Source organism: Streptomyces sp. NPDC048566 (assembly GCF_043199735.1).
Lineage (GTDB): Bacteria > Actinomycetota > Actinomycetes > Streptomycetales > Streptomycetaceae > Streptomyces.
In genome coordinates, this window is the sequence record NZ_JBICWL010000032.1 from 18,862 (window position 1) to 40,761 (window position 21,900).

Annotated in this window: 19 protein-coding genes; 13 read left to right on the top strand and 6 right to left on the bottom strand. The window is 74.0% G+C overall.

Annotated features, from left to right (window positions below; all coding sequences use genetic code 11):
* Positions 1–38: 38 nt before the first annotated feature.
* Positions 39–770 carry a response regulator transcription factor gene (locus ACGFS9_RS29660; protein WP_393257344.1) on the top strand — a complete coding sequence of 244 codons (732 nt, stop codon included), beginning with the start codon at positions 39–41 and terminating at the stop codon, positions 768–770.
* A 2-nt stretch (positions 771–772) separates the two neighbouring features.
* Entirely contained in the window at positions 773–2,245 is a 1,473-nt protein-coding gene (locus tag ACGFS9_RS29665) for an ATP-binding protein (protein WP_393257346.1), read from the top strand.
* Positions 2,246–2,575: 330 nt separating this feature from the next.
* On the opposite strand, the gene ACGFS9_RS29670 is transcribed toward ACGFS9_RS29665, so the two are convergent.
* Positions 2,576–4,375, bottom strand: coding sequence for a bifunctional metallophosphatase/5'-nucleotidase (locus ACGFS9_RS29670; protein WP_393257348.1), 1,800 nt, complete (start codon positions 4,373–4,375; stop codon positions 2,576–2,578).
* A 354-nt stretch (positions 4,376–4,729) separates the two neighbouring features.
* On the opposite strand from ACGFS9_RS29670, the gene mshD reads away from it, so the two are divergent.
* A complete protein-coding gene (gene mshD / locus ACGFS9_RS29675; protein ID WP_393257350.1) occupies positions 4,730–5,650 on the top strand; it encodes a mycothiol synthase in 921 nt (306 codons plus the stop codon).
* Between the two features lie 117 nt (positions 5,651–5,767).
* On the opposite strand, the gene ACGFS9_RS29680 is transcribed toward mshD, so the two are convergent.
* The 5 genes from ACGFS9_RS29680 to ACGFS9_RS29700 form a co-directional block, all read right to left on the bottom strand.
* Positions 5,768–6,400: an ABC transporter gene (locus ACGFS9_RS29680; protein ID WP_393257352.1), complete on the bottom strand. Its 633-nt coding sequence runs from the start codon at positions 6,398–6,400 to the stop codon at positions 5,768–5,770.
* Between the two features lie 212 nt (positions 6,401–6,612).
* On the bottom strand, positions 6,613–8,178 hold the full coding sequence (locus ACGFS9_RS29685) for an ABC transporter permease (protein WP_393257354.1): 1,566 nt from the start codon (positions 8,176–8,178) through the stop codon (positions 6,613–6,615).
* Complete coding sequence (locus tag ACGFS9_RS29690) at positions 8,175–9,035, bottom strand: ABC transporter ATP-binding protein (RefSeq protein WP_393257356.1); 861 nt, start codon at positions 9,033–9,035, stop codon at positions 8,175–8,177. The genes ACGFS9_RS29685 and ACGFS9_RS29690 overlap by 4 nt, the downstream gene beginning before the upstream one ends.
* Positions 9,032–10,012, bottom strand: a complete 981-nt coding sequence (locus ACGFS9_RS29695) for a zf-HC2 domain-containing protein (protein WP_393257358.1) — start codon at positions 10,010–10,012, stop codon at positions 9,032–9,034. The genes ACGFS9_RS29690 and ACGFS9_RS29695 overlap by 4 nt, the downstream gene beginning before the upstream one ends.
* Positions 10,009–10,551 carry an RNA polymerase sigma factor gene (locus ACGFS9_RS29700; protein ID WP_393257360.1) on the bottom strand — a complete coding sequence of 181 codons (543 nt, stop codon included), beginning with the start codon at positions 10,549–10,551 and terminating at the stop codon, positions 10,009–10,011. The genes ACGFS9_RS29695 and ACGFS9_RS29700 overlap by 4 nt, the downstream gene beginning before the upstream one ends.
* A gap of 190 nt (positions 10,552–10,741) precedes the next feature.
* On the opposite strand from ACGFS9_RS29700, the gene ACGFS9_RS29705 reads away from it, so the two are divergent.
* The 10 genes from ACGFS9_RS29705 (at position 10,742) to pstA (ending at position 21,856) form a co-directional block, all read left to right on the top strand.
* Positions 10,742–11,128, top strand: coding sequence for a GntR family transcriptional regulator (locus ACGFS9_RS29705; protein ID WP_393257362.1), 387 nt, complete (start codon positions 10,742–10,744; stop codon positions 11,126–11,128).
* A complete protein-coding gene (locus tag ACGFS9_RS29710) occupies positions 11,125–12,048 on the top strand; it encodes an ABC transporter ATP-binding protein (protein WP_393257364.1) in 924 nt (307 codons plus the stop codon). The genes ACGFS9_RS29705 and ACGFS9_RS29710 overlap by 4 nt, the downstream gene beginning before the upstream one ends.
* The gene (locus tag ACGFS9_RS29715) at positions 12,045–13,001 is read left to right on the top strand and encodes a hypothetical protein (RefSeq protein ID WP_393257366.1); all 957 of its coding nucleotides are present in this window, start codon (positions 12,045–12,047) and stop codon (positions 12,999–13,001) included. The genes ACGFS9_RS29710 and ACGFS9_RS29715 overlap by 4 nt, the downstream gene beginning before the upstream one ends.
* A complete protein-coding gene (locus ACGFS9_RS29720) occupies positions 12,998–14,014 on the top strand; it encodes a hypothetical protein (RefSeq protein ID WP_393257368.1) in 1,017 nt (338 codons plus the stop codon). The genes ACGFS9_RS29715 and ACGFS9_RS29720 overlap by 4 nt, the downstream gene beginning before the upstream one ends.
* 315 nt (positions 14,015–14,329) lie before the next feature.
* On the top strand, positions 14,330–16,561 hold the full coding sequence (locus tag ACGFS9_RS29725; RefSeq protein ID WP_393257370.1) for an RNA degradosome polyphosphate kinase: 2,232 nt from the start codon (positions 14,330–14,332) through the stop codon (positions 16,559–16,561).
* Positions 16,542–17,612 carry a CHAD domain-containing protein gene (locus ACGFS9_RS29730; RefSeq protein WP_393257372.1) on the top strand — a complete coding sequence of 357 codons (1,071 nt, stop codon included), beginning with the start codon at positions 16,542–16,544 and terminating at the stop codon, positions 17,610–17,612. The genes ACGFS9_RS29725 and ACGFS9_RS29730 overlap by 20 nt, the downstream gene beginning before the upstream one ends.
* A 10-nt stretch (positions 17,613–17,622) precedes the next feature.
* On the top strand, positions 17,623–18,036 hold the full coding sequence (locus tag ACGFS9_RS29735) for an NUDIX hydrolase (protein ID WP_393257374.1): 414 nt from the start codon (positions 17,623–17,625) through the stop codon (positions 18,034–18,036).
* A 520-nt stretch (positions 18,037–18,556) separates the two neighbouring features.
* Entirely contained in the window at positions 18,557–19,687 is a 1,131-nt protein-coding gene (gene pstS / locus ACGFS9_RS29740) for a phosphate ABC transporter substrate-binding protein PstS (RefSeq protein ID WP_393257376.1), read from the top strand.
* 100 nt (positions 19,688–19,787) lie between these two features.
* Entirely contained in the window at positions 19,788–20,795 is a 1,008-nt protein-coding gene (gene pstC, locus ACGFS9_RS29745) for a phosphate ABC transporter permease subunit PstC (protein ID WP_393257378.1), read from the top strand.
* Positions 20,792–21,856 (top strand): phosphate ABC transporter permease PstA, encoded by a 1,065-nt coding sequence (gene pstA, locus ACGFS9_RS29750; protein ID WP_393257380.1) that lies wholly within the window; start codon positions 20,792–20,794, stop codon positions 21,854–21,856. The genes pstC and pstA overlap by 4 nt, the downstream gene beginning before the upstream one ends.
* Positions 21,857–21,900 lie beyond the last annotated feature (44 nt).

The following is a 21,900-nucleotide window of genomic DNA, read 5'->3' on the forward strand; positions in this document are numbered from 1 at the left end:
ACCGCGACGCCCCCCATCCCACCCGAGGACCCGCATCCATGAGCTCCGCCGAAGGCGACCGTGACCCCCAGCGCATCCTGATCGTCGACGACGAGCCGGCGGTGCGCGACGCGCTCCGGCGCAGCCTGGCCTTCGAGGGGTACGACACGGAGGTCGCGGTCGACGGCGCGGACGCCCTGGAGAAGGCGACCGCCTACCGGCCCGACCTCGTCGTCCTCGACATCCAGATGCCCCGCATGGACGGCCTCACGGCGGCCCGCCGGATGCGCGGCGCGGGCACGACGACACCGATCCTGATGCTGACGGCCCGCGACACGGTCGGCGACCGGGTGACGGGACTGGACGCCGGCGCGGACGACTACCTGGTCAAACCCTTCGAGCTGGACGAACTCTTCGCCCGCATCCGGGCGTTGCTGCGCCGCAGCTCCTACGCGGCGTCCGCGGGCGCCGTCCCCGAGGACGACGCCCTGACCTTCGCCGACCTGCGCATGGACCTGTCCACCCGCGAGGTCACCCGGGGCGGGCGCCCGGTGGAACTCACCCGCACCGAGTTCACGCTGCTGGAGATGTTCCTCGCCCACCCGCGCCAGGTCCTCACCCGCGAGCAGATCCTCAAGGCCGTCTGGGGCTTCGACTTCGAACCGTCCTCGAACTCCCTGGACGTCTACGTGATGTACCTGCGCCGCAAGACGGAGGCGGGCGGCGAGCCGCGCCTCGTCCACACCGTGCGGGGCGTGGGGTACGTCCTCAGGTCGGGCGGCGCGGAGTGAGGGTGCTGCGCCGGTTCCGGTCCCTGCCGCTGCGCTCCCGGCTCGCCCTGCTGGTCGCCGCGGCGGTGGCGTTCGCGGTGGCCGCGGTCGCCGTGACCTGCTGGTTCATCGTGCGCGGCAAGCTGTACGACGAGTTGGACAACGCGTTGCAGTCCTCGGCGAACCGCCCGCAGGGCGGAAAGCTCGTGAGCACCATCAACAACTGCGGCAACGCGGAGAACGACCCCTCCGGTCAGCCGCCCGCCGACTCCGGAGGATTCAGGGCGCAGTTCGAGTCCTACCTCCAGGTCGTCACGGCGGACGGCCAGTCCTGCGTGGCCTCGGTGTCCCCCGGGACGATCGAGGTCACCCGCAGCGACACGGACCTCGCCAAGCACCCGGTGGCCGGACAAGGAGCCTTCCGGGACGGCACCGACACCAAGGGCAACCCGGTCCGCGTGCTGACCGTCCCGCTGACGATCGCCAACGCCGACGGCACCACCGCGATCGTCAACAACGCGGCGACCATGTACGCCGTGCCCCTCAAGGGCACCAACTCCACCCTGAACGAGTTGGCCCTGGTCCTGCTCCTGGTGGGCGGCATCGGCGTGATCGGCGCCGGAGCCGCCGGGCTCTGGGTCGCGCGGGCCGGGCTGCGCCCGGTCGACCAGCTGACCGAGGCCGTCGAACACGTCGCCCGCACCGAGGACCTCACGATCCGCATTCCCGTCGACGACGAGAGCGAGGACGAGATCGCCCGGCTCTCGCGGTCGTTCAACTCGATGACCGCCTCCCTCGCGAACTCCCGCGAGCTGCAGCAGCAGCTCATCGCGGACGCCGGGCACGAGCTGAGGACCCCGCTGACCTCCCTGCGGACCAACATCGAGCTGCTCGGCCGCAGCGAGGAGACCGGCCGCCCCATCCCGCCCGCGGACCGCAAGGCCCTGCTCGCCTCGGTGACGGCGCAGATGACCGAGCTGGGGGCGCTCATCGGCGACCTCCAGACGCTGTCCCGCCCCGACGAGGCGCACACCGGCGACCGGGTGGAGGTCGTGGCGCTCCAGGACACCGTGGAGGCGGCCCTGCGCCGGGCCCGCCTGCGCGGCCCGGAACTGACCATCACCGCCGACCTCGCCCCCTGGTACGTCCGGGCGGAGCCCTCCGCCCTGGAGCGCGCGATCGTCAACATCCTGGACAACGCGGTGAAGTTCAGCCCGCCGGGCGGAAGCATCGACGTGCGGCTGCGCGACGGGGAGCTGACCGTACGCGACCACGGCCCCGGCATCCCCACCGACGAACTCCCCTACGTCTTCGACCGCTTCTGGCGCTCACCGACCGCGCGGGCGCTGCCCGGTTCCGGCCTCGGACTGTCCATCGTGGCCCGCACGGTCCGGCAGGCCGGCGGCGAGGTGAGGCTGGGCCCGGCCGAGGACGGCGGCACGATCGCGACCGTCCGGCTGCCGGGAGCCCCGGCCGCTCCACCCGAACTGCCCTGAGCGGACCGCCGTGTCGGGAGGCCGCGACGCGGCGGTACCGCCCCGCGGACTCGTGCCCGCCCGTCCCCCGGACGCCGCCCCGCACGCCCCGCAGGCCCCGCACACCCCGCAGGCTCGCGGTGCCCCGCCCGCGGGGTGCAAGACGCCCGGTCCCCCGAGGGGATCCGGACGAGGATGCGGGACGGCCCGAGGAGCGCGCGCACGGCCTCGGCGGGCCGTGCGCACCGCTCGCGACCGCAGCGGCGACCGCCGGCGCGGTCGACGCCACCGCCCTGGCGGTGTCCCCCGGGACGGCGCTCCGGGGGACACCGCGCCAGGACGGTCCGGCGACTACTTGACGACCGTGATGCGGTCGGCGGACGGAACCGGGTACGGCGCCGTGGCCGAGGAGCCGCTCGTCAGGTAGCTCTCCAGGGCCGCGAGATCGTCGCCGCCCACGCGGACGTTGCCGCCCTTGCCCAGCTCGGCGAAGCCGTCGCCACCGCCCGCGAGGAAGGAGTTCATCGCGACGCGGTACGTGGCGGCCGGGTCGATCGCCGCGCCGTCGAGGCGGATCGAGTCGACGACGACACGGGCCGCGCCCGTCTTGGTGAGGTCGAGGGTGTAGGTGAGGCCCCGGGAGATCTGGAGGATCTTCGGCGATGCCTCGTTGGCCCCGCTGACCTGCTGCTGGAGCGCGGTGACGAGCTGGGCGCCGGTGAGGTCGACCAGGTTGACGGTGTTCGCGAACGGCTGGACCGTGTACGCCTCCCCGTACGTCACCACCCCGTCGCCCTCGGAGCCGCTCGGCGCGTAGGTGAGGCCGGCCCGGATGCCGCCCGGGTTCATCAGGGCGAGGTCGGCCTCGGGGTCGACGGACGTGGCGTAGGCGAGCTGCGCGTCGGCGATCAGGTCACCGAGCGGGGACTCGGTGCCGGTGTTGCCGATGTCGCCCGCGATGTAGCCGATGGGACGCGAGGCGATGGGCGCGGACAGCGTGTTCCACCTGGCGATCAGCGAGGTCATGTCCGCCGCCTTGGCCACGTCGCGGGTGACCACGTGGTTCGCGGACCTGACCGCCGTCCGGGCGATGTCGCCGGTCCACCGGTCGTACGTCAGCGTGGTGTCCGTGTAGAGCCGGCCGAAGGAGGAGGCCGACGTGACCATGCGGGGCCTGCCCGCCGGGTCGGGGATGGTGCACGCGTACGCCTGGTGGGTGTGCCCGGTGACCAGGGCGTCCACCGCGGGCGTGACGTTCTTGGCGATGTCGACGATCGGCCCGGAGATGCCGTCGCCCGCGCCGGGGCTGTCGCAGTCGTAGTTGTAGGACTGCGAGGCGGGCGCGCCGCCCTCGTGGATCAGCGCGACGATCGACTTCACGCCCTGCCGCTGGAGCACGCGGGCGTACTTGTTGATCGTCTCCACCTCGTCACCGAACTTCAGGCCCTTGACGCCCTCGGCGGAGACGATGTTCGGGGTGCCCTCCAGCGTCACGCCGATGAAGCCGACCTTGACGCCGTTCTTCCTCCAGACCCAGTACGGCTTGAGGATCGGCTTCCCGGTCTTCTCGTCGGTGACGTTCGCCGCCAGATAGGGGAAGTCGGCGCCCTTGAACCTGGCCTTCTTGTCGTAGCAGCCGTCCGTCGGGTGGCAGCCGCCCTTCTGGAGCCGGGCCAGCTCCTTGGCGCCCTCGTCGAACTCGTGGTTGCCGACGCTCGTGACGTCCAGGTCCAGCTTGTTCAGCGCGTCGATGGTGGGCTCGTCGTGGAACAGCCCCGAGAGCAGCGGCGAGGCGCCGACCATGTCGCCGGCGGCGGCGGTGATCGAGTACCGGTTGCCCTTGCGTGCGTCCCGCAGGTGGGTCGCCAGGTACTCGACGCCACCGGCGTCGACGCTCTTCGTCGTGCCGTCGGGCTGGAGTTCGGTGACGCGGCCGGAGGAGCCGGTCGGCGGTTCCAGGTTGCCGTGCAGGTCGTTGAACGACAGCAGCTGGACGTCCTGGTAGCGGCCACTGCCGTGGTGGTGCAGCGGTGTCGCCTTGTCCTGGTGCGCGCTCGCGGGCATCGCCGCGGCCAGCGCACCCACGGTGGCGAGGCCGGCGGCGGCGGCGAGGAGGCGGCGAGTTCGTCGGTGCCGGAAGGTGGGCGGCATGGTTCCCCCCTGGAGAACGTGAGAGGCGAAAGCGGTGTGTCGTCCCGCCTGAGCCGACGTCCCGCACACGGGTGCGAGCGCGGCCGTGCGGCCTGTGCGGTCGCTGTGACCGCCGCAGGTTTGCACGCACTTTAGAATCAACGCGCGTAGCGCAACAGGGGTTTCGGGGTTACGGACTGGTTGCCATCGGCGCACCACCATCTGACGAACCGCCCCCGGGGAGCCCGCCCGCCTCTTCCGCACCCCCCGCCGTGACCGCCTCGCGGCCCGGTGCCGGGCCCCTCCCCCGCCACGTTCCGTCCCGACTCCGCCGAACCGCTCGTCCGCCAATCACCGCGCCGTACCCTCGTATCCATGACCAGCGACAACACGTCACCCTCCGCCCGCTCCATCGCGACCTACCCCGCGCTCTCCCCGGACCAGGCCGAGGACGTGCTCCGGCTGCTCGCGGAGGCCGCCCTGGAGGACGGGCAGCAGGCGGTGTCCGAGCAGGGACGGCTCCAGCTGAGGGGCGGTGCCCGCGAAGGCGTCCGGCATCTGCTGCTGAGCCTCGGCGACGAACTGGTCGGCTACGCGCAGCTGGAGGACACCGACCCGGTCGAGGCGCCGGCCGCCGAGCTGGTCGTCCGTCCCTCCCACCGGGGCCACGGCCACGGACGGGCGCTCGGCACCGCGCTGCTCGCCGAGTCCGGGAAGCGGCTGCGCGTGTGGGCGCACGGCGGCCACTCCGCGGCCCGGCACCTCGCCCAGGTCCTCGGCCTCACCCTGTTCCGTGAACTGCGGCAGATGCGTCGCTCGTTGGAGGGGCTGGACCTCGCCGCGCCGAGGCTGCCGGAGGGCGTGCGTCTGCGGACCTTCGTACCGGGGCAGGACGACGCCGCCTGGCTCTCCGTGAACGCCGCGGCCTTCGCCCACCACCCCGAACAGGGCTCCCTCACCCAGCGCGACCTGGACGACCGGATGGGCGAGGCGTGGTTCGACCCGGCGGGCTTCTTCCTCGCCTTCCGCGGTGACGAACTCGTGGGCTTCCACTGGACCAAGGTGCACGCCGAGGAGGGGCTCGGCGAGGTGTACGTCCTCGGCGTGCGTCCGGGCGCCCAGGGCGGCGGGCTCGGGAAGGCGCTGACCACGATCGGCCTGCGGCACCTCGCCGCCCAGGGCATGCCCACCGCGATGCTCTACGTCGACGCCGACAACAAACCGGCGGTCACGGTCTACGAGCGCCTCGGCTTCGTCACCCACGAGACGGACCTGATGTACCGGACCGAGTCCTGAGGGACCCGCCCGGTCGGTGGGTCCGGGCAGGGTGGTGACGGTCGGGACCGGTGACCGGCCCCGACCGCACGCCCGGGCCGCGCCCCGGCCCGACCGCAGGCGACGGCACCCTCGGCGTCAGCGACGCCCGAGGGCGGTGGGTCTCCGTCTCCGCAGGGGTTCGCACAGGGAGCAGGCCCCCGCCAGGACAGCCACCGCCAGAACCCCCGCCCATCGCCGGTGCGCGTCCCCCCAGTGCGGGTCGCCCGGCGCCACGAAGACCGCCCAGCGGGCGGGGAGCAGGACGGACGCGGCGAAGGCCGTGCCGATGAGCCCGGCGGAGACCGCGATGCCCGGTTCGCTCGCCCCGGAGTGGCGGATCACGACCACGGCCGCGGCCACCGCGACCGCGCCGAGGGCCGCCGCCTCCAGGGTCACCGCTCCCAGCGGGGGCCGGGCCTCGCCGGGTACGAGGAGCAGGGCCGCGGCCCACCACGCCGCGACGAGCGGGGCCATCAGCCCGAGCCGCAGCCCGGTGCGGAGCGGGCGCCGGGTCGGCACGACCGCCGTGGTGTGGCGGGCGGGATCGTCCAGCACGAACGCCAGGCCGAGGGCGACGGCGAGCGCGGCGGCCCGCAGCAGGTTGAGGCAGAGCCATGGGTCGGAGGGCCCGGAGGCCATGCGCGGTGCGGCGGCCAGCAGCAGCCCGAGGCCGCCACTCGCCGCCGGCGCCAGCCGCGGCATCGACCGCCACACGGGCCGGACCAGCACGCGAGCGACACGGGAGGCGCCCGACCGTCCGGGCTCCCCCGCGGGCCGTGCGGCGTCCCCACCAGGGCCGCGCGCGCCCCGCGCGAACCGTCCGGCGTCCCGCCCGGTCCCCGGGGCACGGTCCGCGGTGCCGGCGGCGGGGCCGCCCGCCGGCCGTGCGGCGCCGTCCGGGCGGTCCGCCGCCCGGGCCGGTCCGCCCGCCTCGTCCGGGCCTACTCCTCGCACGACCCGCTCCCCGAGTCCGCCGGTGCCCCCTTGCCCCCGGCGTGGACGCCGAGCAGTTCGGCCACCCGGGCCGTGGAGGTCCGGGGGGAGGTCAGTTCCGTCCAGTGGGCCTTGACCTTGGCCGCCACGCTGTAGTGCGGCTTCATCAGCAACTCCCGCACCACCGTGGTCTGCTGGGCCGACATGGACAGGGGGTCCGTGGGGGCCAGCACGATGGCCGAGCCTTCGATGCTGTCGTCGAGCCGCACCCGGCGCAGGGACGCCATCGGGTCCGGCTGGGTGCTCAGGGCGAGCCACATGACGGTCACCGCCCGGGCGTCGCACATCTCACCGGCGCTCCGCTCGTCTCCGGCGACGAGGACCGAGGCCACACCGACCGCGAACTCGGGAACGCGGTTGCCGCCCCAGCGGGTGCCGACGGTGACGGTGCCGGGCGTGCCGGAGGGCGTGAGGGCGGCGTCGCCGTCGAGGCCGTAGCGCGCGTCGACACGCTGACGGACGGTCAGGCGCGCTCCCCCGGCGGGACCACCGGCGCGGGACTGGATGCGGTCGACGACCCGGGCCCAGTCGGCGGTGCGGCCGGACCACTCGGGATAGGCGCAGTAGGTGGACCGGCCCCGCTCGGTGCAGACCTGCACCTTCTGCGGCGCGGTGGACGCCTCGGCGCGGGCGGCGATCAGCGAGGCCGGCTCGCCCGGGGACTGTCCGGCCACCCCGGCGGCGAGGACGCCGACGGCGGCCACCGTCACGGCCGCGACGAGCCGGGTCCTGCCTCCGCTCAGCAGGACGGCGAGGCAGAGCAGCAGGACCACGAGGCCCGTCAGGTAGACGGCGTGCCAGGCGGCGGGCCGGCCGACCAGGTCGGAGGGGAAGGGGTCGGCGCCCTCGTCGGAGACGACCGGGCCGAGCCAGCTCACCCAGTGGCTTCCCTGCGTCGAGGCGGAGACCAGGATGGTGACGGCGTAGGCGCCGATCACGAAGGGCGGCGCGACGAAGCCGACCGGGATCAGCCGGGCCAGCAGGACGCCGAGGACCCCGGCCAGCAGGATCACCAGGGGGCCCACGGCCAGCTCGGCGGGCGAACCGTGGCCGACCGCGCCCGGTTTCAGCGCCGCCCAGCCGAACTGGAGGCCGACGACGAGTGCGGTGATCGCGGCGAACGGAAGGACGGACAGGGCGTGGGCCGTGGTGCGCGCCCAGGGCTCCATGACGAGGACGTCGAAGTGCCGGTCGGTGGAGTGCCGTCGCGAGCGCAGTACCGCGCGGTTCACCCCGGCGAAGAGGGCGATGGCGAGGAGCAGGGGGGCGGACTGGGTGGACCGGTCGACGTCCTGGAGCGCGGGGAAGTCGTCCATGCCCTCGCCCCCGGAGAGGGTGGTCCATCCGGTGTAGCCGATGTAGAGCGCGAGGAAGAGCAGGACGGGGATCTGGAGGAGCAGTTCGCGTGCCTCGAAGCGGGCGAGGGCGAGGACGGCCGCCGTCCGGGACTCGGGGCTCGGGGCGGTCCGCCGTCCGTCGGCGGGGGCGGGGTGCGGGAGTGTGCCGGTGCTCATGCCGTCACCTGCGCGTGCTCGCCGTCGAGGGTGAGGACGTAGCCGTCCTCCAGGGTGGGTTCGAGCAGGTCGGCGCCTTCGGGAGGGTCGCCGACGTGGCGGAAGGTGCCGGTGCCGGTGCGCCATCCGGCGCGGGCGGCCGGGTCACGCTCGGTCCCGCTCCACACGCGGCCGACCGCGCGGGCGGTCAGGTCGGCGGGCGTGCCGTCGAAGCGGACGCGCCCGCCCGCCATGACGATGACGCGGTGGCAGAGCATCGCGACGTCCTCCGTCTGGTGGGTGGAGAGCAGGACGGTGCGGCCCTCTCCGGCCTGGGCGATCAGCTCGCGGAAGCGCATGCGCTGTTCGGGGTCGAGTCCGACGGTCGGCTCGTCGAGGACGAGGAAGCCGGGGTCGCCGACGAGGGCGGCGGCCAGGGCGACCCGCTGGCGCATCCCGCCGGAGAGCCGCTTGATGCGCTTGCCACGCACGTCGGAGAGGTCGACGGCCTCCAGTACGCGCCGCACCTCGCGGTGCCGGGCGGTGCGGTCGGTCAGCTCTTTGAGGATCGCCACGTAGTCGACGAACTCGAAGGCGGAGAAGTCCTGGTGGAATCCGGGGTTCTGCGGGAGGTAGCCCAGGGTGCGGCGGATGTCCAGGCGTCCGGCGGCGCTGTTCGGGTCGTGTCCGAGGACGGTGAAGGCGCCCCGGTCGGCGGGCACGGCGGTGGCGAGCACCCTCAGCAGGGTGGTCTTCCCGGCGCCGTTGGGGCCGAGGAGTCCGGTGACGCCGTCCCCGAGGCGCAGCGACACGTCGTCGAGGGCGCGGGTGCCGCCGAAGCGCAGGCTCAGGCCGGAGGCGGAGACGGTGGGGATCATGCGCTGTTCCTGTCGGTGAGGTCGGTGAACGGGAGGCGCGCGGCGTCGAACCGCTCCCGTGCGAGGTAGAGGAGCGCGGCGGCGAGGACCGCGACGGCTCCGGCGACGGCCTGGCCGGCCGGGGTGAACGGCGCGAGGGTGCCGCCCGAGGCCGTGCTCGCGCCGGCCACGGCCAGCACGGCGACCCAGCCGCCCGCGACCAGCGCGGGGGCGAGGACGGGGCCGATGCGGGAGGCGAGCGCGAGGCCGCTCGCGGTGAGGGCGAGCGCGGGCAGCAGCCAGGCCAGCGCCCGCAGCCCGTAGGAGGGGAGGGCGAGGGTCGCCGCGCCGTTCAGGCCGAGCCCGACGGTGAGCACCGCGACCGTGCGGATCATCAGCAGGCGGAATCCGTGCAGGGGGGAGACCACCGCCATCTCGTAGGTCGGGTCGAGCCTCGGCCCGTACGAGAGCGCCACCCCGGCGAGGGGAAGCAGCGGGGCGAGGGCGAGGAAGAGGGTCGGGGTGGCGCCCGCCCGGACCGCGTTGGCCGCGGCGACCGTCATGGCCAGGACGGCGGCGACCGCGCCCAGCCAGGAGCGGCGCAGCACCGGGGCGGAGGCGAGCAGCCGCGCGGTGTGGTCGGCGACGCCGATCCGGACGAGCAGGGCCTCCACCCGCCCGGGCCGGGGTGCGTCGAGTTCGGCGTCGAGGCGCTCCCAGCCTGCGTCCAGGGCGGCCGGGTCGCCGAGCGCGGCCAGTGCGGCGCGGCAGGGGGCGCAGGCGGTCAGGTGGGTGTCGGCGGACCAGAGGCGGGGCGGGGCCAGGGTGCCCCTCTCGTAGGCCGCCAGGTCCTCCTCGGGTGGATGCCAGGCCGTCCGGTGCCGGCCGGCGTCGTGCGCGTCGGCCCCGTTCGCCGCGCCGCCGTGGGGCAGGTCACCGGTCGTGCCGTCGTCGTCCCGCATGTCGCCGTCCTCGCTCTCTCGCCTCGCGCCGCTCATGCCAGGGCCTCCCGCAACTGCCTGCGCGCACGCAGTGCCCGCGTCTTGACCGTGCCCGGTGGGATGCCGAGCAGGACGGCCGCTTCCCGGGTGCTGAGCCCGTCGATCACCGTGGCCTGGAGGACCGCCCGGAGTTCGGGCGACAGGCGGGTCAACGCGCCGGCCAGGTCGCCGTGTTCGACGCCTGCCAGCACCCGCTCCTCCGCCGAGACCTCGTCGCGGTGCCGGAGCCGGGCGAGCGCGGCGCGCAGCCGGCCGCGGGCACCGTCCGTGCGCATCGAGTCGACGAGGCGCCGGGAGCCGACGCGCCACAGCCAGCCGGCCGGGTCGCCCTCCTCTCGGTAGCGCGCGGTGCCGCGCCAGACCGCGAGGAAGGTCTCCTGGACGACGTCGTCCACGATCCCGGCGTCGGCGCAGCGGGCGCGCAGCCGCGCGGTCAGCCACGGCGCGCACCGCCGGTACAACTCCTCGAAGGCGCGACGGTCCCGGTCCGCCGCGATGGCCCGCAGCAGCTCCCCGTCGCTTCTCGTTGTCCTCACATCCCCTCATCGGACGAGCCCCGCCGATCGGTTCACGTTCCGCCCGCGGATTTCCGGATCTCCGCTCCGCACCTGGTGGGAGCGGTGTGCGGCGGTGGTGCGGGAGGCGCGGTGCGGCGCCGCGACTTGACGGCACCCGGCCTCTTGCACCACCCTTTCACTACTCAATTAGTGAAAGGGTGGTTGCCGAGTGGTCGCGTACCGCATCGACCGGCGCAGCGGCGTCGCCACCTACGTCCAGATCGTCCAGCAGACCAAGCAGGCACTCCGCCTCGGCCTCCTCGAACCGGGCGACAGGCTCCCCACCGCCCGCGAGGTCGTCGAGGCCACCGCCATCAACCCGAACACGGTGCTGAAGGCCTACCGCGAACTGGAGCGCGAAGGGCTGGTCGAGGCCCGGCGCGGGCTCGGCACCTTCGTCCGCCGGACGCTGGGCGCCGCCCCCGCCTCCTCGCCCCTCGGCGAGGACCTCGACGCCTGGGCGCGCGCCGCCCGCGCGGCCGGCCTGGACCGCGAGGACGTGGCCGCGCTGTTCACCGCCGCCTTGGACACACACTTCCCGAAGGGGGACCAGTGAGCTCCACCCGCACCACCCGCCCCGCCGTCGCCGTCGAGGCGCGCGGTCTCACCGTGCGCTACGGCCGGCGCTCCGCCGCGGCCCTGGACGACTGCTCCTTCCGCCTCCCGGCGGGCCGGGTCAGCGCGCTGGTCGGCCCCAACGGCGCCGGCAAGTCGACCCTGCTGGCCGCCGCGGCCGGACTGCTGCGGCCCACCGCCGGCACCCTCACCGTGCTCGACACCCGGCCCGCCGAGGCGCGCGAGCGGATCGCCTACCTCGCGCAGGACAAGCCGCTGCACGCGCAGCTCACGGTCGCCGAGACCCTGAGGCTGGGCGCGGAACTCAACCCGGGCCGCTGGGACGCCGCCTGCGCGGCGGCGGTCGTGGAACAGGGCGCGCTCGATCCGGGCACCCGGGTCCGGCGGCTGTCCGGCGGGCAGCGGACCCGCGTCGCCCTCGCCCTCGCGCTGGGCAAGCGGCCCGACCTGATGCTGCTGGACGAGCCGATGGCCGACCTGGACCCCCTGGCCCGGCACGAACTGCTCGGCACGCTCATGGCGGACGCCGCCGAACGGGGGACCACCGTGCTGCTGTCCTCGCACATCGTCTCCGAACTGACCGACGCCTGCGACCACCTGCTGCTCCTGGGCGGCGGACGCGTCCGGCTCGGCGGCGGCCTGGACGACCTGCTGACCGCCCACACCCTGGTGACCGGCCGGGGGACCCCCGCCGACCTCGCCCCGCACCTCGTCGTCGAGTCCCGCGCCACGGGCCGCGGCCTCACCGCGCTGATACGCCGGGACGGCCCCGTGGACGACCGCTGGCAGAGCGAACAGCCCTCCCTGGAGGAACTCCTCCTCGCCCATCTGCGGTCCCCGGCCGCACCCGCGCTGCTCACCCCCGGCACGACCGCGGCCCCCCTGGCGGTGACCCGATGAGCGCCGCACTCGCGACCGCCCCCGCCGCCCGCCGGGTGCCGCTCCGCCCCCGCGGCCTGGCCTGGGCGCTGCTGCGCCTGCACCGGACCGCGCTGGGGATCTGGACCGGCTTCGTGCTGCTCACCGCCGGCCTCGTCCTGTGGCTGTACGGGCCGGGCGCCGCCCGCACGCAGCACCTGTTCGACACCTTCGGCTACGCGGGCGTGCAGCAGGACGCCTGGAGCAACGGGATCATCGGGTCCGTCTTCTCCGGCGCCTACAACGACCTCTTCTACGACCCTGCCTCCCTCCTGACGGCCGCCTCGTTCGCGGTCGCCCTGTTCGCGGCCGGCCCGCTGACCGCCCGCGAGCTGGAGAACGGCACCGCGCGGCTGGCCTGGACGCAGTCCGTGACCCCGGCGCGCTGGCTGGCCGCCCGACTGGCCCTGCCCGCTCTGCTCCTCACCGCCGGCACCGGCCTGCTGGTCGTGCTGTACCGCATGCTGTGGTCCGCGCACGCCGACCTCCTACTCGCCGGCTACGCGCCGCAGCAGCTGTACTTCTCCATCGGCCCCGCCACCGTCGCCACCCCGCTGCTCGGCCTCGCCGTCGGCGTCCTGGCCGGCCTGGTCCTGCGCCGCACCCTGCCCGCCCTCACCGCCGCGGGCCTCGCGCAGTACGCCGTCGTCGCCGTGCGCGCGAACCTCTGGCCCTTCCAGCGCGCCTACGGGCAGCCCGGGCTGTCCGTCCGCAGCCGGGCCACCACCTCCGCCGGCACGGAGATCCACGACCCCGGCTGCTACCTGAGCCGCGCCTGCCTCGCCCGGCACGACGTGGTGGGGTTCACCCGGCAGTACCTCCCCTCCCCGGACTACTGGCCCCGCCAGCTCCTGGAGACCGGCGTCCTGCTGGCCGTGACCGCCGTCCTGGTCGCCGCGGCCTTCGCCGTCCTGAGGAGGACGTCCACCTCATGACCACCCCCGCACCGCCCCGCTCCGCCGCCCCGGCCCCGCCCCGCCGCCGGGCCCCGCGCGGCCCGTCCGGCCTGACGTGGACCGTGCTCCGCCTGCACCGCACCGCCCTCCTCGTGTGGGGTGCCGCCCTGCTCACCGGCGTCGCGGCCCTGGCCTGGATGCTGGTGCTGGGCCCCGAGGCCCGGGCCGCCCTGCTGTCCTGCGGCCCGCCCGGCGGGGCCCGGCCGGACTGCCCGGCACTCTCCACCGGCACCGCGGAGGGGACGTACCGCACGGGTACGGAGCTGATCGGCACCGCCGTGACGTACCTGGCGGTCCCGGTGGCCGCCTGGGCCGGCGGCGCGCTGGTCGGCCGGGAGCTGGAGGACGGCACGGCGGGCCTCGCCTGGACCCAGTCCGTCGGCCCGGCGCGCTGGCTGGCCGCGAAGCTCGCCGTACCCGCCGCCGCGCTCGCCGCGGGCACCACCGTCCTGGTCCTGCTCGCCGTGCGGGTCCGCCGCGGCGGCGGACCCTCCCTGGCCGGCGCCTGGTACGCCCCGGACGTCTACGGCTCCACCGGCCCGGTCGCCGTGGCGTCCGTGCTCGCCGGGCTCGCCCTGGGCGCCCTCGCGGCCCTGGTGGCGCGCCGGGCGCTGCCCGCCGCCGCGGCGGCGGCCCTGACCGTGCTCGCCCTCACGTCCGCGCTCCGGGCGCTGCGGCCGCGGCTGTGGCCGGCGCGGACGGTCACCGGGCAGGCGGCCCTCGCCCTGCCGCCCGACGTGCTGGAGGTGGGGCACGGCGTCGTGACGGTCGGCGGACGGCGTATCGACGGGGACCCGCCCTGCCTCGGACGGGGCACCGCCGCACAGGTCCGGGACTGCGCCGAGCACTTCGGGCTGAGCGGCTTCCGGGCCGGCTACCACCCGCGGTCCCACTTCCTGCCCCTCCAACTGGTGGAGAGCGGGGTCCTGCTGGCCGTCACGGCGCTCGCCACCGCCGCCGCCTTCGCCCTGCTGCGCCGCCGCACCGGGTGACCGGTCCGGCCCGCGGACCGCGAAGGCTCCCGGGCGGGTGGCCGGCCGCGGCTCCCGGACGCACGGACGTCCGGGAGCCGCCCCCCGATAGCCCGCACGTCATGTCCTCGTAACCGTCGATTCAGGTGACCTTGCGACCCTCGGGGAATGCAGCCCGCCGTGCCCGAGCCCTCTCCCCCACCGGAGACCGCGTCCTCGCCGACCGCGCGGAACGAGCGTACGCCGGTGCCGCGGAACGGCCGTTTCCGCGCCGGCGCGGCGGGAGCGGCTCTCTCCGACGCGCCGCTCCCGCCTCCGGCACGGAACAATGGGGCCATGAACCAGCCAAGCGCCCAGGCACCCGTGCAGCATCCGCAGCCGTCCGTCGGATCCATCGCCGCGCACCGGCCGCACACCGTGGCGGCCAACGTCTCCGACCTGGAGCCCGACCTCGACGCCGACCTCGACGAGTACGAGGACTCGGTGCAGGACGGGATCACGCTGCCGCAGGGCCGGTTCCTGGACCGTGAGCGCAGCTGGCTGGCGTTCAACGAACGCGTGCTCGAACTCGCGGAGGACCCGAACACCCCCCTCCTGGAGCGCGCGAACTTCCTGGCGATCTTCGCCAGCAACCTCGACGAGTTCTTCATGGTGCGCGTGGCCGGCCTGAAGCGCCGTATCGCCACCGGCGTCGCCACCAAGTCCGCCTCGGGCCTCCAGCCCCGCGAGGTCCTGGAGATGATCTGGGCGCGCTCGCGCGAGCTGATGGCCCGGCACGCCGCCTGCTACCAGGAGGACGTGGCGCCCGCGCTCGCGGAGGAGGGCATCCACCTGGTCCGCTGGAGCGAGCTGACGGAGAAGGAGCAGGCCCGCCTGTTCACCCTCTTCCGGCACCAGATCTTCCCGGTCCTCACCCCGCTGGCGGTCGACCCCGCGCACCCCTTCCCGTACATCTCCGGCCTGTCGCTGAACCTGGCCGTCGTCGTCCGCAACCCGGTCAGCGGCCACCGCCACTTCGCGCGCGTCAAGGTCCCGCCACTGCTCTCCCGCTTCCTGGAGGCCTCCCCCGACCGCTACGTCCCCATCGAGGACGTCATCGCGGCCCACCTGGAGGAACTCTTCCCGGGCATGGAGGTGCTGGAGCACCACACCTTCCGGCTGACCCGGAACGAGGACCTGGAGGTCGAGGAGGACGACGCCGAGAACCTGCTCCAGGCGCTGGAGAAGGAGCTCATGCGGCGCCGCTTCGGCCCGCCGGTGCGCCTGGAGGTCGAGGAGTCCATCGACCGGTACGTCCTGGACCTCCTCGTCCGCGAACTGAAGATCTCCGAGGCCGAGGTGTACCCGCTGCCGGGACCCCTGGACCTCACGGGCCTGTTCGGCATCGGCTCGCTCGACCGGCCCGAACTGAAGTACGCCAAGTTCATCGCCGGCACCCACCGCGACCTCGCGGAGGTCGAGTCGGCGTCCCCGCCGGACATCTTCGCCGCGCTGCGCGAGCGGGACGTCCTGCTGCACCACCCGTACGACTCCTTCTCCACCTCCGTGCAGGCGTTCCTGGAGCAGGCCGCGGCCGACCCGGACGTCCTCGCCATCAAGCAGACCCTCTACCGGACCTCCGGCGACTCCCCGATCGTCGACGCGCTGATAGACGCCGCCGAGTCGGGCAAGCAGGTCCTCGTCCTCGTCGAGATCAAGGCGCGCTTCGACGAGCAGGCCAACATCAAGTGGGCCAGGAAGCTGGAGGAGTCCGGCTGCCACGTGGTGTACGGCCTGGTCGGCCTGAAGACCCACTGCAAGCTGTCGCTCGTGGTCCGCCAGGAGGGCGACACCCTGCGGCGCTACTCCCACGTCGGCACCGGCAACTACCACCCGAAGACGGCCCGGCTCTACGAGGACCTCGGTCTGCTCACCGCCGACCCCCAGGTCGGCGCCGACCTCTCCGACCTCTTCAACCGGCTCTCCGGCTACTCGCGCCGCGAGACCTACCGCCGGCTGCTGGTCGCCCCCAAGTCCCTGCGCGACGGCCTGATCGCACGGATCAACAAGGAGGTCCAGCACCATGCCGCCGGGCGTCCCGCGTTCGTCCGCATCAAGGTCAACTCGATGGTGGACGAGGCCCTCATCGACTCCCTGTACCGCGCCTCCCAGGCCGGCGTGCCGGTCGACGTGTGGGTCCGCGGGATCTGCGCCGTCCGGCCCGGCGTCACGGGCCTGTCCGAGAACATACGGGTGCGCTCCGTCCTCGGCCGCTTCCTGGAGCACTCCCGGGTCTTCTCCTTCGGCAACGGGGGCGAGCCCGAGGTGTGGATCGGCAGCGCCGACATGATGCACCGCAACCTGGACCGGCGGATCGAAGCCCTGGTCAGGGTGACCGACCCGGCTCACCGGGCAGCCCTGAGCAGGCTGCTGGAGACCGGTATGTCCGACACCACCGCCTCCTGGCACCTCGGCCCCGACGGCGAGTGGACCCGGCACGCGACCGACGCGGACGGCCAGCCCCTGCGGAACGTCCAGGAGATGCTCATAGACGCCCGGAGGCGCCGGCGTGGCACAGCAGCACCTTGATCCCCCCACCGGCCCGTCGGCCGGGACCGCCCCCACGGTCCCGGCTCCCCTCGGCCGGGAGGGCTCCCCCACCGGTGACGCCCTGGCGGGCTACCTGCGGGCGCAGGCCGCGGAGTTCCTGCGCTCGCTGCGCCGGCACCGGGAGAGCGGCGGGGCGGCGGCCGGCACGGGGGAGTCGGGCGACGCGGCGCGGTCACTGCGCCGCTCCGCCCGCCGCATCAGCGGAAGCCTGCACACCTTCCGGCCGCTGCTGGAGGCGGACTGGTCGGAGGCGATGCGCCCCGAACTGGCCTGGCTGTCGGGCACCCTGGCCGGTGAGCACGCCTACGCCGCCCGCCTGGAGCGCCTGCTCGGCGCGCTGAACCGGCTGTCCGGAACCGCCGCGCTGCCCCTCCAGGCGGGATCGGCGCCGGCCGCCGCCCCCAAGGGCAATCTGACCGTCGGCGCCGCGAAGGCGGGCGCCCTGCTGGACCGGCAGCTGACGCTCGCCCGGACCCGCGCCCACTCCGCCGCCCTCCAGGCGCTCGGCTCGTCCCGGTTCCACGCGGTCGCCGACAGCGTGGCCGTCCTCGCCAGCGAGGTCCCGCTGGCCCCGGCCGCGGACGGCGCCGACCTGCGCCCGCTGGCGACGGCGGCGCAGGACAGGCTGTCCGACGCGGTGGCCGCGCTGCCGCTGGTCACCGCCGGACACCCCTACAACGCGGAGGCCCTCGTGCACGGCCTCGCCGCCGACGCCGTCCCCCAGCCGCAGGACGCGCCCTGGCACCAGGTCCGGCTGCTGCTGCGGCTGCACCGCTACGCGGTCGAGGTGCTGCACCGCGGGGAGTGCCCCGTCGACGGACGGCTGCTCGGCGCCGGACGGGCGCTCGACCGGCACCGCGACGCGGCGGAGGCCGCGTCCGCCGCCGCCGCGGCGGCGCGCACCCCGCGGATCGCCCCGGCCACGGCGTACGCGCTCGGCGTGCTCCACGCCGACCAGCGGCACGAGGTGGAGGCGGCCCGGTTCGCCTTCCAGCAGGCCTGGCAGAAGGAAGCCGTACCCACCCCGTGAGGGAGGTCCCATGGCCGACGACCCCATCCTCGCCGCGGGCTGTGTCCTGTGGCGCCGCTCCCCGGCCGGCTCCGGTCTGGAGATCTGCCTGGTGCACCGGCCCAAGTACGACGACTGGTCGCATCCCAAGGGCAAGCTGAAACGCGGCGAGGCCCCGCTGGCCGGGGCGCTGCGCGAGGTCGCGGAGGAGACGGGCCACGGCGCGGTCCCGGGGGCCGTCCTGCCCACCCTGCGCTACGAGGTCGCGGGCCGCCCGAAGGAGGTCCGCTACTGGGCGGCGGAGGCGGCCGGCGGCGCTTTCACGCCGAACGGCGAGGTCGACCGGGTTCTGTGGCTCTCCCCCGGCGCGGCCCGTGACCGCCTCACCCAGCCGCGCGACCGCGACCTGGTGGACGCCCTGCTGGACGCGCTGCACGTGAGCTGAGGCGGTCGCGGGCGGAGGCCACCGCACCCGGCTCCGGGCACGGGCGCCGATCCGCGACCGGGCGGACCGCGTCCCGGGGCCGGTGGGAGCGGGGACGGGGACGGCCGGGCGCCGCGGCCGGCCCGTACGGGTGACGCGGGCCGCGCCGGCGACCGCCCCCGCGCCCGGGGGCCTCCCGGTCCGAACGCACCGGAGCGCGTGCCGCATGAGGGATGGCGGACGCGTGCGTACGCTGAGACGAGGGCCCCCTGCCGGCAACCCGGAGTTTCCCCGGGGGACCCCTGGGCCGGAATCCCGCCGTGTCCTCGACGTAAGCGTTCCGTGACCTCACCGCACCGTCCTCAGGGGTTCACCCCCCGTTCACTTACGGCCATCGACGGCTTCACCTGATCTGCCTAATTTCGGCCGTGCACGGTGCGAAGGACGTCTCCGGACGTTCCCCCCGCATCGGCACCGACCACAAGAACGCAGACTTCGCACGCCGCCACCAGACGGCGGCTCCTGGAAGGAACTCCCGAAAGTGAAGCTTCAGCGCATGAACCGGCGGGCCCTCACCCTCGGTGCTCTCGCCGTCTCCGGCGCCCTGGCCCTCACGGCGTGCGGCTCTGACGACACCGGCAAGAACGACGCCGGCGGCAGCTCCGCGCCGACCGCCGCGGCGGGCTCGATCAAGTGCGACGACGCCAAGGGCCAGCTGCAGGCGTCCGGCTCCTCCGCGCAGAAGAACGCGATCGACGCCTGGGTCAAGGCGTACACGGCCGCCTGCAAGGGCGTTCAGATCAACTACAACCCGACGGGCTCGGGCGCCGGCATCACCGCGTTCACCCAGGGCCAGACCGCGTTCGCCGGTTCCGACTCGCCGCTGAAGCCCGAAGAGGTCACCGCGGCCAAGAAGGCCTGCGGCGGCAACAACGCGGTCGACCTGCCCATGGTCGGCGGCCCCATCGCGGTCGGCTACAACGTTCCGGGCGTCGACAACCTCGTCCTGGACGCCTCGACCATGGCCAAGATCTTCGACGGCAAGATCAAGACCTGGGACGACGACGCGATCGCCAAGCTCAACCCCGACGCGAAGCTCCCCAGCACCAAGATCCAGGCGTTCCACCGCTCGGACGAGTCCGGCACCACGGACAACTTCACCAAGTACCTGAAGGCCGTCGCGCCCTCCGACTGGAAGTACTCGGGCGGCAAGGCGTGGCAGGCGCAGGGCGGCCAGTCCGCCCAGGGCTCCTCGGGCCTCGCCCAGCAGGTGAAGCAGACCGCCGGCTCGATCTCGTACTTCGAGCTGTCCTACGCCGCCGACGGCATCAACACCGTCGACGTCAAGACCGAGGCGTCCGAGCCGGTCAAGGCCACCGTCGAGAACGCCACCAAGGCGATCTCGACCGCGAAGGTCGCCGGCGTCGGCAACGACCTGTCGCTGGAGCTGAACTACAAGCCGACCGAGGAGGGCGCCTACCCGCTCACCCTGGTCACCTACGAGATCGTCTGCGAGAAGGGCAACAAGGCCGACACCCTGGCCGCCACCAAGTCCTTCCTCTCCTACATCGCGAGCGAGGACGGCCAGAAGCAGCTGACCGCCGCGCAGTACGCGCCGATCCCCGACGAGATCATCACCAAGGTTCGCTCCACCATCTCGAACCTGAGCTGACCCGAGTGTGCGGCCCGTCCCACCGGGACGGGCCGCACCGTCCGGTGCACCGCCGCCTGGAGCCGCCACTCGACCCGGCTCCGCAGACCGGAGACTCCTGATGGACATATCGACGCAGAACACCGAAGCACCTCCCCCCACCCCACCGTCTTCCCCGATCGAGAGCCCGCGGGCGTCCCGGGGCGCCACCCGCCCCGGCGACCGGGTCTTCCTCGGCCTGTCCCGCGGGTCCGGCATCCTCCTGCTGGCGATCATGGCCGCCATCGCGGTCTTCCTGACGTACCGCGCCGCGATCGCGATCAGCAAGGACCACGCGAACTTCCTGACGACGTTCGAGTGGAACACCAACGTCGACCCGCCGGTGTTCGGCATCGCGGTGCTGGCCTTCGGCACGGTCGTCTCGGCGATCATCGCCATGGCCCTCGCGGTCCCCGTCGCCGTCGGCATCGCGCTGTTCATCACGCACTACGCGCCGCGCAAGCTCGGCGGCCCGGTCGCCTACGTGATCGACCTGCTCGCCGCCGTCCCGTCCATCGTCTACGGCCTCTGGGGCGCCCTCGTCCTGGTGCCGCACATGAGCGGTCTGTTCGGCTGGCTCGACCACTACCTCGGCTGGACCGGCATCTTCCGGTGGGAGGGCGGCGCCCCCCGCTCCATGCTCACCGTGGGCGTCCTGCTGGCCATCATGATCCTTCCGATCATCACCAACGTCAGCCGTGAGGTCTTCCGGCAGGCCCCGATGATGATCCAGGAGGCCGCGCTGGCCCTGGGGGCCACCCGCTGGGAGGTCATCCGCATGGCGGTGCTGCCCTTCGGCCGCTCCGGCGTGATCTCCGCCTCCATGCTCGGCCTCGGCCGCGCGCTCGGCGAGACGATGGCCGTCGCCACCGTCCTGTCGCCGACCTTCGGCATCGACGCCAGCCTGCTCGACCCGGGCGGCGGCACCTTCGCCCAGAACATCGCGAGCAAGTTCAGCGAGGCAACCCCGTTCGGCCAGGACGCCCTGATCGCCTCCGGTCTGGTCCTGTTCGTCATCACCCTGCTCGTCAACGGCGCGGCGCGCGTGATCATCAACCGCCGCAAGGAGTACTCGGGGGCCAACGCATGAGCACCGCACCCGTCACCACCCGAGCCGCGAGTTCACTGCGCGGCGGAACGCTTCCCTCGTGGTCCCCGTGGGCCATCGCGGCCGGCGCCGTGGCCGTCGCCGTCGGCATCGGCCTCGGCGCCGGGCTCGGCAGCAAGGTCCAGTGGGGCCTGATCGCCGCGGTCCTCTTCGTCCTCGGCACCTACGGCATCGCCGCCCGCGTCGAGGGCCGCCGCCAGGCCAAGGACCGCGTCGCCACCAGCCTGGTCTGGGTCTGCTTCATCGTCGCCGTCATCCCGCTGGCCTCCCTGATCTGGGAGACCCTCAAGCGGGGCGTGAAGGTCTTCGACGTCTACTTCCTGACGCACTCGATGGGCGTGGTCGCCGACACCGAGACCGGCGGCGGCATCTACCACGCGATCGTCGGCACCCTGGAGCAGGTCGCCATCGCGAGCCTGATCGCCGTGCCGGTGGGCGTACTGACCGCGATCTACCTCGTCGAGTACGGGCGCGGCAGGCTCGCGAAGGCCGTCACCTTCTTCGTCGACGTCATGACGGGTGTCCCGTCGATCGTCGCCGGCCTGTTCATCCTCAGCTTCTGGATCCTGATCCTGGACATGGGCTACTCCGGCTTCGCCGGCTCGCTGGCCCTCGCGATCCTGATGATGCCCGTGGTGGTCCGCTCCACCGAGGAGATGCTGAAGCTCGTCCCGAACGAGCTGCGCGAGGCGTCCCTCGCCCTCGGCATCCCCAAGTGGCGCACCATCATCAAGGTGGTCCTGCCGACGTCCATCGGCGGCATCACGACGGGTGTGATGCTCGCCGTCGCGCGCATCACCGGTGAGACGGCCCCCGTGCTGCTGCTGGTGTGGGGCACCAACTTCATCAACACGGACCCGTTCTCCGGCCCGCAGGCCTCGCTGCCGCTGTACATCTACCAGCAGTACGCGAACAGCGCCGGCTCCGGAGCCGCCTACGACCGGGCCTGGGCAGCGGCACTCGCCCTGATCGCCTTCGTCATGATCCTCAACATGGGGGCACGCGCCATCGCGCGCTGGAAGGCCCCCAAGACGGGCCGCTGACGCGGCCATCAGCGACCCGAACCCTTTCGAAAGAAGCAGTGACT